The organism is Rhodococcus sp. H36-A4, assembly GCF_027158005.1.
Classification (GTDB): Bacteria; Actinomycetota; Actinomycetes; order Mycobacteriales; family Mycobacteriaceae; genus Rhodococcoides.
Map to the genome: position 1 here is coordinate 65,056 of NZ_JAPVLQ010000008.1, position 12,615 is coordinate 77,670.

The following is a 12,615-nucleotide window of genomic DNA, read 5'->3' on the forward strand; positions in this document are numbered from 1 at the left end:
TCGCGCATATTTGCCGACCCTTTGAATGTTCTTCGGTTGACGAAACTTAACACGCTCACAGGTTGCACATCGGGTCATTGGGGTCGCTTCTTCGGGTTCCACGACCGCTGGCGTGCGTCGAAATGCCTGACCAATGCATGTATTTGCTGGTCTTGACACGAACGGGTAACGATCGGTACGTCCTGGTCAGAATCCCTGGCACTGATGGGTATTTCGGCTCTCGAGCATCTCGGCACGACCGAGTCGGTCGCAGCACTCGCAGTCGGCTCGTCAACAGCAGGCGGGTGTCGATGCCGTCGCGCCCGTCGATGAGTCTCCGTCGCAACACGTGGGCCCATCGGTGCTCGATTCGTTCGGCAACGACGGACTGGTTCCGAAAGTGTCGGAGTCGGCAAGGACTGTATAGACCTCCCAGCGTTCACCGGCGGGACCGCTGACCCAGACTTTGCCCTGTGTCGCGAAACAGCATGTGGTGCCGATCTCTTCGTCGGTGAACAATCCTTCGCCGGTCAACCGAGCGATCTCGTTGTGAACCTCGGCCGAGGACTCGACTTCGATGCCAAGGTGGTTCAAAGTTCCCCCCTGTCCGACGTTTTCGATGAGAACGAGCTTGAGTGGTGGTTCCGCGATGACGAAGTTGGCATAACCCGGCTTGACCTTTGCCGGGCTGGTTCCGAAGAGTTTGGTGTAGAACGTGACCGCCTGATCGATGTCGTCGACGTTGAGGGCGAGTTGGGCGCGTGACATTTGGAGTACCTCCACCTGTGTGACGTATGTCGAATTACTTACTCGGTCACAATGCGCGCAGATTCGACATAAGTCAAGAAGGTAGTAGTCTGGGGTGCATGCCCAAGACGTTGCCGCTGATCGATGCCACGGCCCCACTCTGTTGTGCGCCAGTCTCTGCACAGCCGATGGCCGATGACGAGGCCCTCGAATTGGCAGTGCGGTTGAAGGCCCTCGCGGATCCTGCGCGCCTCAAGCTGCTCTCGGTTCTACTGACCGACGCTGCGGGGGAGATCTGCACGTGCGACCTCGCGGCAACGATAGGGCTGGCCGAGTCCACGGTCAGTCACCATCTCGGCCAGCTCAAGAAGGCAGGCATGGTCGTTGCTGTCCGTCGGGGCATGAATGTCTACTACTCCGCACGTACCGAGGCGCTCGACGCGCTGCGTGTGGCGCTCGACCCCCATTGCTGCACCTGATCGGCGGTGCCGGCATTTCGGGTGCGGCAGCGAGATGCTACCGGCCAGTAGGGGTCGTATCCCGCTACTGCTCCGCACGGCGCCGGATCGAAAGCTTAAAGTTGGGGGGACGTATCCAAAAGACGACGTTGAAAACTGAGGCAAAGGCGAAACATGACTGCGAAACAGCCGACCATCATATACACCCTGACCGACGAGGCGCCGATGCTTGCGACGCATGCGTTTCTGCCGGTCGTGCGTGCGTTTGCCAGTGCGGCCGACATCGACGTTGCATCGAGCGATATCTCCGTGGCCAACCGCATCCTTGCCGAGTTCCCCGATTACCTCTCCGAGGATCAGAAGGTGCCGGACAACCTGGCCGAACTGGGTCGCCTGACGCAACTGCCCGACACCAACATCATCAAACTGCCGAATATCAGCGCCTCGGTGCCGCAGCTGATCGCGGCCGTGAAAGAGCTTCAGGGCAAGGGTTTCGCAATTCCGGACTTTCCGGGAAATCCGAAGACCGACGAAGAGAAGATTATTCGTGATCGCTACACGAAGTGCCTCGGCAGTGCGGTCAACCCCGTTCTCCGTGAAGGTAACTCCGACCGCCGCGCGCCGAAGGCCGTGAAGGAATACGCCCGCAAGCACCCGCACAGCATGACCGAATGGTCGATGGCATCACGCACCCACGTGGCGCACATGCGCAGCGGCGATTTCTACCATGGCGAAAAGTCCACGGTCGTCGACGGCGATCGTGAAGTGAAGATGGAACTGCTGACCGCCGACGGCGAGTCGATCGTCCTGAAGCCGAAGGTGTCGCTCAAAGACGGCGACGTCATCGACTCCATGTTCATGAGCAAGAAGGCATTGCTCGACTTCTACGAAGAGCAGATGCAGGACGCCTACGAAACCGGCGTCATGCTTTCGCTGCATGTGAAGGCAACCATGATGCGGGTCTCGCACCCCATCGTGTTCGGGCATGCTGTCCGTGTCTTCTACAAAGACGCATTCGCCAAGCACGGCGACCTGTTCGAAGAGCTCGGTGTCAACGTCAACAACGGCCTGTCCGATCTGTACAGCAAGATCGAGACGCTTCCCGCCTCCACGCGTGACGAGATCATCGAGGATCTGCACAAGTGTCATGAGCACCGGCCGGAACTGGCCATGGTGGATTCGGCACGCGGAATCTCGAACTTCCACTCTCCCAGTGACGTCATCGTCGACGCATCGATGCCCGCGATGATCCGGGCCGGCGGCAAGATGTGGGGCGCCGATGGTCGTCCCAAGGACACCAAGGCCGTCAACCCCGAGTCCACGTTCGCGCGCATCTATCAGGAGATGGTGAACTTCTGTAAGACGAACGGCGCATTCGATCCGACGACGATGGGCACCGTCCCCAACGTCGGACTGATGGCGCAGCAGGCCGAGGAATACGGCTCGCACGACAAGACTTTCGAGGCACCGAAGGCCGGCATCGCCAACATCACCGATGTCGCCACCGGTGAGGTACTGCTGACCCAGACCGTGGAAGAGGGCGACATCTGGCGCCTGTGCATCGTGAAGGACGCACCGATCCAGGACTGGGTCGCGCTGGCTGTGCGCCGCGCCCGCGATTCGGGAATGCCGGTGGTCTTCTGGCTCGATCCGTACCGCCCGCACGAGAACGAACTGATCGCCAAGGTGCGCACGTACCTGAAGGACCATGACACCGAGGGTCTGGACATCCAGATCATGTCGCAGGTTCGTGCGATCCGGTACACGATGGAGCGTCTGGTCCGCGGGCTCGACACCATCTCCGCGACGGGCAACATTCTGCGTGACTACCTCACCGACCTGTTCCCGATCCTCGAATTGGGCACCAGCGCAAAGATGCTCTCCATCGTTCCGCTGATGGCAGGTGGCGGACTGTACGAAACCGGTGCAGGCGGTTCGGCGCCGAAGCACGTCAAGCAGCTCATCGAGGAGAACCACCTGCGGTGGGATTCGCTCGGTGAGTTCCTTGCTCTGGCCGTCAGCCTGGAAGATCTCGGTAGCAAGACAGGTGGCAAGGCAACCGTCCTGGGCAAGGCACTGGATGCGGCGACAGGCAAGTTGCTCGAAAACAGCAAGGGACCCTCGCGCAAGACCGGCGAACTCGACAACCGTGGCAGCCAGTTCTACCTCGCGCTCTACTGGGCGCAGGAGCTCGCCGAGCAGACCGAGGATGCGGAACTGGCGAAGCACTTCGCTGGCTTGGCAAAGGCGTTGTCCGACAACGAAGAAAAGATCGTCAAGGAACTCAACGACGCTCAGGGCAAGGCCGTCGAGATCGGTGGTTACTACTACCCGGATCCTGAGGCCACCGCTGCCGTCATGCGTCCGAGCAAGACGTTCAACGATGCGTTGGTGGCTGCGCAGAAGTAACCCGATCGCTTGAATGGTCCATTCATACGACGCAATCGTATGAATGGACCCCTCTATCGATCACTTTTGACCCATGGCCGGCACACTCACTCTGAATCAGCTGAGTGTGTCGGCGAAACGGCCTGCGTGGCAATGATTTCCAACTTCCGACGGTGGTCAGCCGGATCGAGGTACTCTTTCGACCAGCGGTCCCACGAGAGGTCGACCACGGCCTGAGCTTCGTGCGCTTGCGGAGCCAATGCACGCGCAAGCGCACCCGCGCCCGCCAGCCGCGTCTCGTGCACGCCCTCGGCTGCTCCCGGCCGTGCTCCGACGAGCAGCACCGACGCCATTGTGCGATTGCTACCTAGCACCCCGGGCAGGTCGCGATGCGCAGTGTCACGCAGATCGAGGTCCTCGACCAACAGGGGTTTGTCCATTTGATCAACCCGCATCGTTGAACGTAGGGGCCCGCCCCCGTCCTCGTATGTGCGTCCGAGGACGAGTGTTTCCGAGATCAGGGCGCGGGCGCCGTCGCCGAGGCCGATCTGGGTATGCCTTCTTACGTTCGCTCCCGCGGTCACGACGAACGGCGCAGAGCGCCATACCAACTGCGCATTCTCATCGACCCGGATCGACGCCGACCACGACGCCGAACCGCCTTGTGCGTGATAGGCCACCGTGCCGGACGGTTCGACGAGTTCGAGCCACACTCCAGGACCGACATGGATGTCGAGTCGGAGATCATCTCCCGCCAGGAGCATTGCGTAGCTCCCGATCAGTGCCAGCCGTGCAACCGGTCCGTCGACGTGCAACGGTTGCGGGCGAAGGAATGTGCCCGAACGCATTTCGGTGAATCGAGCCCGGCCCTTCACCAACTCGACATGGACCCTCGTCGTAACCGTTTCGGTCACGTATGACTGTGCTGCGTGCCGTCGGAGTGACTGTGCGGCGCCATCGGGCCCGGATCACGGGGCACGTGACGGCCGTTCCTGTGATCGTCGAGGATCTGCCGGACCCATTGCGCGAGTCTTGCGATCGCGTCGGTGTCATCCCAGCTCAACGCCAACACTGGAAGTCCGTCCCGAGCTTCCTTGGCGTCGGCCACCATTTGCTCGACGTCGACGCGCACGTACGGGGCGAGGTCCACTTTGTTCACGAGGAGTAGGTCTGCGCGTTCGATGCCGGGGCCACCCTTGCGGGCCACATCGCCGCCTCCTGCGACGTCGAGGCAGAAGATCTGTGCGTCCACGAGAGCGGGGCTGAATGTTGCCGTGAGGTTGTCACCGCCACTCTCGACGATCACCAGATCGAGTGGTGCGAACTCGGCTTCGAGATCCTCGACCGCAAGGAGGTTGGGGGTGATGTCGTCGCGGATCGCGGTGTGAGGACATGCACCGGTCTCGACGGCGTGAATGCGTTCGACGGGCAGCACTCCCGCCGAGCGGAGCAACCGTGCATCCTCGTCGGTGTAGATGTCGTTGGTGACGACGGCTATTTCCAGTTCGTCGGCGAGTGCACGGCAGATCGTGGCGATCAACGTGCTCTTGCCGGTGCCGACGGGGCCTGCGATGCCGAGGCGCAAAGCACGCCGCAGTGGTGCGCCGGCGCCGTTGGTCAGTTCGGTCTTGTCAGGCAATGAAAATTCTCCTTGTTTTACCAGCATGGTTCAGTGACCACTGCTCGGCTTCTGGTGCGGTGGCGGCGAGCATGTCGTCGACGGATTCGACGGCAAGCACGTTCTCCACCAATGTGTCGATCAGTGGTTCGAGAGAAAGCACCCACGCCACCGGGTCCACGGGATCGATGGGCGCGAGTTTGAGCGTTGCCGAGGCAACAGTTTGGATGTCGTCGTAGAAACAAACGCGAGCAACGGCTGCCTCGCCGATACCCATGACCGCAGCGACGGCGCCCAGGGCGACGGGACGCATCGGTGCACGATCGATAGCCACGAGCGCAGTGACCGCGGGGTGCTCGGGCCACAGTCTCAGTGCCATTCGGACCAGTCCGCGCCCGAGCATTCCCGAAACGTTGCGCAGCGGTTCGCTGGTGGTCCGGGCGAGAAGAGCATCGTGAACAGATTCGAGTCCCGACGGGTCGTCGGATTGTGCTGCACGATAAGCCAATACAGCAGCCGATGCCTCGACTGTTGCCACCGTCCGGCAACGCGCCCGTATATAGTCCGGAACCCGCTCGGGCGGCATGCCCGCCACTAGCGCCGGCTCCAAACCGCCTGAATAGATGTGTCCGCCAGTGGGGAGCCGCGCGTCGCCCAGGAGGAGCGCTCCTATATGACCGGTCATCGATCTTCTAGAACATCGTGTAACGCTGCGCGAGCGGCACTACGTCCACCGGCTTCGGTCGAACCAGTTCACCGTCGATGGAGATCGCGAACGTCTCTGGGTCGATGTCGAGTTTCGGCAGCGTCGTGTTGTTCGGCATGGACGCTTTGCCGATATTGCGAGTCGGGCGGACAGCAGCCAACTTTCGGGTCAGTCCCAGCCGGTCGGCCAGTCCATCGTCGAGTGCTGCCTGCGAGACGAACGTCGTTGCCAGGTGTGCGGCGGAGGCAGCCTCAGCCGGCAACGTCGGGCGAGTCAGGACCGGTTGCGGATTCGGCACCGCACCGTTAGGGTCGCCGAGCGGCGCTGCGACGATTGCCCCGGATTTGATGACCGCCCATGGCCGGATCCCGAAGAACGCCGGATCCCACAGAACGAGGTCCGCCATCTTGCCGCTCTCCACCGATCCGATCTCGTGATCGATACCGTGCGCGACGGCGGGGCAGATGGTGTACTTCGCTACATAGCGGCGAGCCCGCTCGTTGTCGGCAGGTTCGGAGGAACCCAGTGAACCGCGGCGGTTCTTCATCACGTGCGCCACTTGCCAAGTGCGGCAGATCACTTCGCCGATCCGGCCCATTGCTTGCGCGTCGGACGAGGTGATCGACATTGCGCCCATGTCCTGCAAAATGTCTTCGGCGGCCATCGTCGAGGCCCGAATTCGAGACTCCGCGAATGCCAGGTCCTCGGGCACCTTCGGATTCAGGTGGTGAACGACCATGAGCATGTCGAGGTGCTCGTCGACGGTATTGACGGTGTACGGGAGCGTCGGGTTGGTCGACGCGGGAATCACATTCGGCTCACTGACCACAGTGATGATGTCGGGGGCGTGGCCACCGCCCGCGCCTTCGGAATGGAACGCGTGGATGCCACGTCCGGCGATGGCGTCGAGAGTGCTTTGCACATAGCCGGTCTCGTTGAGGCTGTCGGCGTGGAGTGCGACCTGGAGACCGAACTCCTCGGCGGCGCGCAGCGATGCGTCGATCGCGGCCGGAGTTGCGCCCCAATCCTCGTGGATCTTGTACCCGCCGGCACCTGCCAGCGCATCTTCACGTAACGCTCCCTGCGACACGGTGCTGCCCTTGCCGAAAAGGATGACGTTGAGGGGGATGTGGTCGAGTGCACGGTGCATCATCGTGAGTGCCCATGCGCCGCCGGTGACCGTGGTCGCCTTCGACCCTTCGGTGGGCCCAGTACCGCCGCCGATGACCGTTGTCGTTCCGGTTGCCAGCGCTTCACGCATCTCGATTTCACTGAGAAAATGCACGTGCGTGTCGACGGCACCCGCGGTGAGGATTTTGCCTTCTCCCGAGATGACATCGGTAGCAGGCCCGATCTGCATGTCGGGACGAATTCCGTCCATGATGTCGGAGTTACCGGCCTTGGCGACCGCCACGATTCGACCGTCACGGATTCCGACGTCGGCGCGGACGATGCCCCAGTGATCGAGAACGACCGCGTTGGTGATCACAACATCGAGCGCACCCTCGGAACGCATCGAATGGCCTTGGCCCATGGATTCGCGGATCGTCTTGCCTCCGCCGAACGTAGCTTCGTCGCCTCCGACGGTGCGATCCTCGGCAACCTCGATCCACAGGTCGGTGTCTGCCAACCGGATCTGGTCACCCGTCGTCGGCCCGTACAGCTGGACGTACTTCAGGCGATCGATCCAACTCATGACTTCTCTTTCGCCGACGGAGCGTTGGTATCGGTCTTGATTTGCAGGCCGGGTACGCGTTTGCGGCCGCCCAAGGCCACAAGGTCGACCATCCGGCTCACCCCGGGTTCGAGTCGTACCGACGTACCTGCCGGCAGGTCGAGACGAAAGCCCTCGGCTTGGTCACGGTCGAACTCCAAGGCCGAGTTGGCGTCGGGCAGATGCGCATGTGATCCGACTTGAATGGGCCGGTCTCCGGTGTTGACCACCAGGAGAGTGCGGCGCTCCCGGCCGGCATTGAGTTCCACGGCCTCGGGGCGTAAGCGAAATTCACCGGGGATCATTGGATCGGATCCGTGATGGTGACCAGCTTGCGCCCGTCGGGGAACGTCGCTTCTACCTGGATGGCACCGATCATCTCCGGGACGCCTTCCATGACCTCTTCTCTGCTGAGCACTTTCCTGCCCTCGGTCATCAGTTCGGCGACGCGTCTACCCTCGCGGGCTCTCTCCATCACCCAGCAGGACAGCAGCGCTGTCGCCTCCGGATAGTTCAGGACGACGCCTCGTTCACGTCGGTCACGGGCTACCATCCCGGCCACACTGAGGAGCAACTTCTCCGTGTCCGATGGAACCAGTTGCATCGATCGACCTCGTGTTTCTTTGCAGGAAAATTCGACCCTAGCCATGGAGGCGGGGGATGCGACCGAACGCCCGGTTACGTTCTCTTTAAATCTACCGAGTGCCAGAACCTCGCGGTGGCTCAGGCGGAAGTGCCCCACCCTCGTCGGCCCAACGATCGAGCTGCTTGGGCGCGGGTTCGGGAGTAGCCTTCTTCCGTTTGAAAAGTCCCTCTACTGCATTCTTCAACTTGCCCATGGCCGAAGCATAGCGCGACTGGGCGATCGGATTGGAGTACGAGAGCTCTTCGACTTCGACCGGGCAGCGTGGCTAGAAAGTTAGATTCTCGCCGGTCGAGCGTTCCTCAGTGAATGCTTGACGCCCAGTGTTTTTCGGCAAGGCGCGATTTTCGACCGAGGTTCGTATCCGTCCGAAGAAATGTATGGAGTGGCCCGACCACCGCGCAGCACGTCGGCTCGACCCCGCTGCACGCTCAGCATTCTTGATCAGGTTTCCGGTGTCGTGAGAACTGACGAGTGGGGCGAAAGTCCGCCAACCCACGATGGATTTCGTGTTAGCGGACCAGGTGAAAGATACCGAGTGCGATCACCGGCAGGTCGATCCACGCCGCGAAAGACTGCGGGTCTTCATCGTCAGAGCTCGAGCCGCAGCAGAAGCCATGGTATTTCCATGGGGAGGGCAGTGGGTGCTCAGACGGCAATCGAGCAGTCATACCTTCAGTATTCGACGGGCGGCGTTGGAGACGCCGCCCGTCACCTGTGCATTCTGGAGCAGTATCCGAGCGGGCTCGTCGAGGTCGATCTTGATATCGCTGAGACTCATCGGAGCGGATCCACAAAATAAACCGTGGGTCTGTCACGCGTTGAATGAACTCGTTTGTCACGCAGTGGAAGCGGTGTATTCAGGAGTACGGCGTCGATGTCTGTGGAGAACGTAAGCCGGTCAACCCTTGTTGCCAAATCGGCTCGCTCGTCGCACGCATGGTGGCAGGGCCTGATGGATCCACAGGGCCAGCACTGTGATTCATAACAATCCAAAGAACGGTTTCAGGCTCGGTGATTGCTCCAGGTTCCAAAATGAGCCAAAATTACGGACCCTGAGTCTGGTTCGATCTACGCTCCTGCCGGAGTCGAGCCTCTCAACTGACGGGACCACGGAACCGATGACCATCCTCACACGGCACATACGTCTGCTCTCTCAGGCGCTGGCCGCGGCGCTCGCCTTCTCCCTTGCCGTCACGAATCCGGTTGCTGCCCAACCGGTCGTGGCCCCGGAACCTCTTCTCGGCAATTCCGTTTACGGTCTCGCCAACGGCTGTTATGCGCTCCAGTCCGGGCTGAGCGGGGAGTTCATTCGGCGCGGCGGCGAGGGCTACCGCGCCGACGCCACCGCGGCGGAAGCCGAACCGTTTCGACTCCACGCCGCCCAATTGGGCCGGTTCATGTTCTACGGCCCGGAAGGCGACCTCCTCGCCCATGAGGGCAAGAATTCAGTGGTCTCGACGCGCGACGCCCTCCCGAATACCGACTGGACGCTGACTCACACCGACGGTAGCTACCGCATCACCGCGACCGGAAACGGCAACCAGCTCACCTCCACCGATTCCGGCCTGACTCTGACCGGCCCCGGCGAAAACTCTGACGGCGGCCAGTTCACCGTCTCTCCCACCGTGGGATGCGCTGACTTCCCCGACTCCGAAGTCAACGCCACCGGCGCACCGTCGACCGCCACCGGACCGAACGGTGAAGTCCGCGGCTTCATCGATACCCATGTGCATTTGGACGCCTCCGAGTTCATGGGTGGAAATGTGCACTGCGGCACACCGTTCGACCCACAGGGCATCACCGCAGCCTTGCAGGACTGCCCCGACCACGGCAGCAACGGGATTCCCGCCCTACTCGAGAACATCCTTTCCCAGGGCACACCGTTCGCGGAACACGACACCACGGGGTGGCCGACCTTCGCGGACTGGCCGGCCCAGGACTCGCTCACCCACGAACAGACCTACTACAAGTGGGTCGAACGTGCCTGGCGCGGCGGACTGCGCATCTTCACCAACATGTTCGTAGCCAACCGCGTGCTGTGCGAGCTGTATCCGAGCAAACGCAACCCGTGCAACGAGATGGATACCGTCCGAATTCAGGCCGAACAGGTCCGCGAACTGCAGGACTACATCGACGCCCAGTATGGCGGGCCCGGTAAAGGCTGGTTCCGTATCGTCCGCTCTCCGGAAGAGGTCCGGCAGGTCGCGGCCGACGGCAAGCTGGCCGTCACCCTGGGCATCGAGGTCTCCGAGATGTTCGGCTGCACCCTGCGTAATGACAAGCCGCAGTGCACCGAAGCCGATATCGACGAAGGTCTCGACGAGGTGTACGGAATGGGTGTCCGACAGGTCATCCTCACCCACAAGTTCGACAACGCCTTCGGCGGAACACGATTCGATCCCGGCCTCACCGGTGTTGCGGTCAACATCGGCAACTTCCTCGGGACCGGCAAGTTCTGGAAGACCGAGCCCTGCACCGGTGAAGCCGCCGACAATCCGCTGATGTCGATCATCCCGGGCAATCTCGGGAGCATGTCTTCCGCGCTTCCCTCAGGTAGCTCAGGAGCCAGCTATCCGGACGGCCCGCAATGCAACGTCCGAGGACTGAGCGCTCTCGGTGAGCATGCGGTCGAGGGCATGATGGACCGCGGCATGATCGTCGACATCGACCACATGAGTGTCAAGACCGCCGACGACACCCTGAAGTTGCTCGACGCCGCGCAGTACTCCGGCGTGGTGTCCGGCCATGGTTGGACCGATCCGACGAACGTTCCCCGTATATACGCGCTCGGCGGATTCGTATCGGAGTACGCGAGTACACCGGCCGAGTTTCTGGAAAGTTGGCGCACCTACCGGGCGCAGCGCAGTGACGACTACTACTACGGCTTCGGATTCGGTGCAGATACCAACGGATTGGGAGCGCAAGTCCCTCCGCGCAAGGATGCCGCCGAGAATCCGCTGAGCTATCCGTTCACCCCGTTCGACGGCGGCACCGTGATGGACCGTCAGCGCACCGGAGAACGCGTCTTCGACGTCAACATCGACGGTGCCGCGCATTACGGGCTGATCCCGGACTGGATCGCCGATACGCAACTGGTGGCCGGTGCGGACGGCGACCAATTCATCGAGGACCTCAGTCACGGTGCCGAGGCTTACCTGCAGATGTGGGAGCGCGTAGCCAAATGAATCGCGGATATCGGAAGCCACACGGTGAAGGCAACTGATCTCCACGTCATCGATCGTGGGAAGGTTGAGCTCCAAGGGACTCGGGCATGATCAAAAGATGACTTCGTACCCGATTATCGACCTGACACCCGACGAACTACTGACCATGACGCGTACCGTCCGCAAACGTCTCGATCTGACGCGGGCCGTGCCATTGGACCTGATCAAGGAGTGCCTCGAGATCGCGTTACAAGGTCCGTCCGGATCGAACCAGCAGGGCTGGCAGTGGGTGGTGGTCACAGATCCAGACCTACGTTCACAGATCGGCGCGATCTACGGAGAACTGTTCGCCGAATATCAGGCGTCCAAACATTCGGCGAACGCTCTCTTCGCCGACGACCCCGAGCGAGGTCCGATACAGAAACGTGTCGGAGACAGTGCCGGGTGGCTAGGTGAGCACATGGGTGAAGTGCCCGTGCTGTTGATCCCCTGCATCAAGGCAGGCAAGAAGCTGCCCAGCGGCAATCAAGCCGGGCTATGGGGTTCATTGTTGCCCGCCGTGTGGAATTATGCCCTTGCTGCACGGGCACGTGGCCTCGGAACCGCTTGGACCACAATACATCTCGCGCGTGAAGCTGAGGTGGCCGAGATTCTCGGCATTCCCGAGGGGTTCCATCAGGGTGCGCTGATTCCCACGGCCTATTACACGGGTGAGACCTTCAAGGTGGCACCGCGCGATCCTATCGAGACCGTTCTGCACGTAAACTCCTGGTAGCCAGCGATTCCCGACGCAGCGAGGCGAGAAGTAGGGTGCCGGCTACCGCGGTCCGTTCTGACCGATCGATGTCGCGTTCTGCTGTTCGATGTCCTCGGCGGCTACGAAGAATTTTCGGAACACTGCTTGCATCGATGTGACGACGTCGATATGGCTTTGCAGGACGTCCACGAGGTTGTTCGGGCCGCCCACGGCCTTTTGGGAGAACTTGCGGGCAAGAGCGATTCCGGAATCGAAGGTACCGAACCCTTCGACCTTTTCCAGGGCACGGGCGTCGGTCTTGTTTTTTTCGAGAGTACATAAATATTCGCTGCATGCCGTGTCGCAATGGCGTGCGGCTGCGGGATCGAGGAACAGATGGCCCTCGTCGGCTGCGGTTCCGAGGCGTTTCCAGTATCCGAGGGGAGTCTCGAGTGTCAT

The 12,615-nt window shown here is 61.5% G+C and carries 12 protein-coding genes; 4 read left to right on the forward strand and 8 right to left on the reverse strand.

Features of this window, described 5'->3' with window-relative positions:
• Positions 1-270 precede the first annotated feature (270 nt).
• Positions 271-747 (reverse strand): ArsI/CadI family heavy metal resistance metalloenzyme, encoded by a 477-nt coding sequence (locus O1W68_RS19615; protein WP_269306422.1) that lies wholly within the window; start codon positions 745-747, stop codon positions 271-273.
• Between the two features lie 98 nt (positions 748-845).
• Here O1W68_RS19615 and O1W68_RS19620 point away from each other — a divergent pair, with 98 nt between their 5' ends.
• Complete coding sequence (locus tag O1W68_RS19620) at positions 846-1,205, forward strand: Rv2640c family ArsR-like transcriptional regulator (RefSeq protein ID WP_269306423.1); 360 nt, start codon at positions 846-848, stop codon at positions 1,203-1,205.
• 153 nt (positions 1,206-1,358) lie between these two features.
• Positions 1,359-3,593: an NADP-dependent isocitrate dehydrogenase gene (locus O1W68_RS19625; RefSeq protein WP_269306425.1), complete on the forward strand. Its 2,235-nt coding sequence runs from the start codon at positions 1,359-1,361 to the stop codon at positions 3,591-3,593.
• Positions 3,594-3,679: 86 nt separating this feature from the next.
• Here the strand turns inward: O1W68_RS19625 and O1W68_RS19630 are convergent, their stop codons facing one another.
• Genes O1W68_RS19630 through O1W68_RS19655 form a run of 6 tightly spaced genes read right to left on the reverse strand, consistent with a single transcriptional unit; the run spans position 3,680 to position 8,214 of the window.
• Complete coding sequence (locus O1W68_RS19630) at positions 3,680-4,486, reverse strand: urease accessory protein UreD (protein WP_269306427.1); 807 nt, start codon at positions 4,484-4,486, stop codon at positions 3,680-3,682.
• Positions 4,483-5,211 carry an urease accessory protein UreG gene (ureG, locus tag O1W68_RS19635; RefSeq protein WP_269306430.1) on the reverse strand — a complete coding sequence of 243 codons (729 nt, stop codon included), beginning with the start codon at positions 5,209-5,211 and terminating at the stop codon, positions 4,483-4,485. The genes O1W68_RS19630 and ureG overlap by 4 nt, the downstream gene beginning before the upstream one ends.
• The gene (locus O1W68_RS19640) at positions 5,204-5,875 is read right to left on the reverse strand and encodes an urease accessory protein UreF (protein WP_269306432.1); all 672 of its coding nucleotides are present in this window, start codon (positions 5,873-5,875) and stop codon (positions 5,204-5,206) included. The genes ureG and O1W68_RS19640 overlap by 8 nt, the downstream gene beginning before the upstream one ends.
• A gap of 7 nt (positions 5,876-5,882) precedes the next feature.
• Positions 5,883-7,592, reverse strand: a complete 1,710-nt coding sequence (locus O1W68_RS19645; RefSeq protein ID WP_269306433.1) for an urease subunit alpha — start codon at positions 7,590-7,592, stop codon at positions 5,883-5,885.
• Complete coding sequence (locus O1W68_RS19650) at positions 7,589-7,915, reverse strand: urease subunit beta (protein ID WP_269306434.1); 327 nt, start codon at positions 7,913-7,915, stop codon at positions 7,589-7,591. The genes O1W68_RS19645 and O1W68_RS19650 overlap by 4 nt, the downstream gene beginning before the upstream one ends.
• Positions 7,912-8,214: an urease subunit gamma gene (locus O1W68_RS19655; protein WP_269306436.1), complete on the reverse strand. Its 303-nt coding sequence runs from the start codon at positions 8,212-8,214 to the stop codon at positions 7,912-7,914. Before O1W68_RS19655 ends, O1W68_RS19650 begins: the two co-directional genes overlap by 4 nt.
• 1,160 nt (positions 8,215-9,374) lie before the next feature.
• On the opposite strand from O1W68_RS19655, the gene O1W68_RS19660 reads away from it, so the two are divergent.
• The gene (locus O1W68_RS19660) at positions 9,375-11,441 is read left to right on the forward strand and encodes a membrane dipeptidase (protein ID WP_269306437.1); all 2,067 of its coding nucleotides are present in this window, start codon (positions 9,375-9,377) and stop codon (positions 11,439-11,441) included.
• Between the two features lie 97 nt (positions 11,442-11,538).
• Positions 11,539-12,195, forward strand: a complete 657-nt coding sequence (locus O1W68_RS19665; protein ID WP_269306438.1) for a nitroreductase family protein — start codon at positions 11,539-11,541, stop codon at positions 12,193-12,195.
• A 42-nt stretch (positions 12,196-12,237) separates the two neighbouring features.
• On the opposite strand, the gene O1W68_RS19670 is transcribed toward O1W68_RS19665, so the two are convergent.
• A complete protein-coding gene (locus tag O1W68_RS19670; protein ID WP_269306440.1) occupies positions 12,238-12,615 on the reverse strand; it encodes a hypothetical protein in 378 nt (125 codons plus the stop codon).

Excerpts from the sequence above, each read along its gene's own strand:
- O1W68_RS19615 (WP_269306422.1), bottom strand. The coding sequence starts at position 747 with ATGTCACGCGCCCAACTCGCCCTCAACGTCGACGACATCGATCAGGCG.
- O1W68_RS19620 (WP_269306423.1), top strand. The coding sequence starts at position 846 with ATGCCCAAGACGTTGCCGCTGATCGATGCCACGGCCCCACTCTGTTGT.
- O1W68_RS19625 (WP_269306425.1), top strand. The coding sequence starts at position 1,359 with ATGACTGCGAAACAGCCGACCATCATATACACCCTGACCGACGAGGCG.
- O1W68_RS19640 (WP_269306432.1), bottom strand. The coding sequence starts at position 5,875 with ATGACCGGTCATATAGGAGCGCTCCTCCTGGGCGACGCGCGGCTCCCC.
- O1W68_RS19645 (WP_269306433.1), bottom strand. The coding sequence starts at position 7,592 with ATGAGTTGGATCGATCGCCTGAAGTACGTCCAGCTGTACGGGCCGACG.
- O1W68_RS19650 (WP_269306434.1), bottom strand. The coding sequence starts at position 7,915 with ATGATCCCCGGTGAATTTCGCTTACGCCCCGAGGCCGTGGAACTCAAT.
- O1W68_RS19655 (WP_269306436.1), bottom strand. The coding sequence starts at position 8,214 with ATGCAACTGGTTCCATCGGACACGGAGAAGTTGCTCCTCAGTGTGGCC.
- O1W68_RS19660 (WP_269306437.1), top strand. The coding sequence starts at position 9,375 with ATGACCATCCTCACACGGCACATACGTCTGCTCTCTCAGGCGCTGGCC.
- O1W68_RS19665 (WP_269306438.1), top strand. The coding sequence starts at position 11,539 with ATGACTTCGTACCCGATTATCGACCTGACACCCGACGAACTACTGACC.
- O1W68_RS19670 (WP_269306440.1), bottom strand. The coding sequence starts at position 12,615 with ATGACACTCGAGACTCCCCTCGGATACTGGAAACGCCTCGGAACCGCA.